At 72.3% G+C, this 1,847-nt stretch carries 1 protein-coding gene; it reads left to right on the forward strand.

What is annotated here, in order from left to right; genetic code table 11:
• Positions 1-1,847: DUF3971 domain-containing protein (locus APM_RS09800; RefSeq protein ID WP_007423212.1), on the forward strand; the 1,847-nt coding region annotated here is incomplete at both ends.

Genomic DNA, 1,847 nt, shown 5'->3' on the forward strand with positions numbered 1-1,847 from the left:
GCGCGGATCGGGGCGGCGGTAAGTGCCGCCGAGCCGGGGCTGACGGTCACGGTTGGGCGGGCCGGGCTGGCCTGGGAAGGGTTCCGGCGCGGCGGCGCGCCGATCGACCTGCGTCTCGCCGACATCGCTATCCGCAACCGCTCGGGGGTCGTCGCGGCGCGGATCTCGACGCTGCGGGTGACGCTGTCGCTCGCGGCACTGATCAAGGGCGCGATCACGCCGATCCGGATCATCGCGCATGATCCCGCCATCGTGCTGCGCCCCGCGCTACAGGCGCCCGGCGGGCTGGCCGCGCCGCCCGAGGCGGTGGGCGAACTGCTCGCGCTGATTTCTCAATCGCCGCGCACCGGCTTGCTCGATCTTTCGGCGCTCCGGGCGATCCGCATTGCCGACGCGCATGTGGCAATCGAGCCCGTCGGCGCGCTACCGGAGCTGGTGGCGACCGATGGCGCGCTGGTCTTTACCCGCCATCCGGGCGGGCGGATGGGGGGGGCTGCAAGCGCCGATTTCCACAATGGCGGCGAGGTGATCCCGCTCGGCCTGACGATCGCGGGGGATGCCGGCGCGGGACGGGTGACCGCATTGCTCGGCCCGTTCGATCCGGGGCGGCTGATGAAACCCGGCAGCCCGTTCACCGCGGTCGACCTGCCGGTGATGCTGGCGGCATCGTGGCCGGTGGGCCGGTTCACGACACCGGAGCTCGATCTCGGCGTCAGCGCAGCCGCCGGCGGCATTGCGGCGGGTACCGGGCAGGTGCCGATCGCCGGCCTGCAGGCCCACGCGGTGGCGACGCGGAATGAGGTATTGCTGTCAGATGCGCGCATCGATCTTGCTGGACCGAACGGGACAGCGGGACCGGCGGTGCGGCTGCGGGGGCGGATCGCGCTGCGCGGCGCCCTGCCCGCCGCGATCGATGCGACGGTCGATCAGGTTTCGGCGACCGACCTGACGCGCTACTGGCCGCAGGGCCTGCTGCGCGACGCGCGGCACTATGTCACCCGGCACATCAAGGCGGGAGTGGCGCGGGACGGGCGGTTCCATGCTGTCTTCGACCTCGCGACCGGAAAACTGGCGCCGGGTGCGGTGACGGGCGAGTTCGCGGCCAGCGGCGTGACGCTCGACTGGTTTCCCGGTGCGCCGGCGATGACGGCCCTTGCCGGTAAACTGCATTTCGCAGCCGATGATTCGCTCGACATCGATGCGACCGCGGGGCGGCTCGACGGTCTCGCACTGCGTGGGAACATGCGGATCACCACGCTCAGCCGGCACGACCAGACGGCAACCATCGGCGCCCATGCCACAGGCGGGCTGGCCGACGCGCTGGGCCTGCTGCGCAAGCCGCCGCTACGGCTGAAGACGACCGCCCTGAAGCTCGACCGGGCAACGGGACAAATGGCGGCGACGCTCCATGCGAGCGTGCCGCTGAAGCGCCGGCTGGCGCTCGCGGATATCGCGATCAGGGCCGATGCGGCTCTGACCGCCGTACATCTGCCGCTGCCGTTCGCGGGACTGGCGCTCGAAGACGGCAGCGCGGCGCTGGAGGTCGATCCACACCATCTCGCCCTGCATGGCAACGGGCGCGTTGCGGCGACCGCGACGCGCTTCACGGCGGCGATGACGCTGCCTGGCGGGCCGCTCACGCTCGAGGCCAAGGCCAACGCCACACGTCTGGCTTTGGCGCGGATGGGCCTGCCGGTCGCCGCCTGGCGGTCGGGGGCGGCGCCGCTGACGGTGACCTATCGCGACCAGGCGGGCGGCGGTGTGTTGGAAATCGGCGCCGACCTGACCGGCGCGACGTTGGCCGCTCCCGCGTTCGGCTGGCACAAGGCGGCGGGGCAACCCGGCCG

The organism is Acidiphilium sp. PM, assembly GCF_000219295.1.
Classification (GTDB): domain Bacteria; phylum Pseudomonadota; class Alphaproteobacteria; order Acetobacterales; family Acetobacteraceae; genus Acidiphilium; species Acidiphilium multivorum.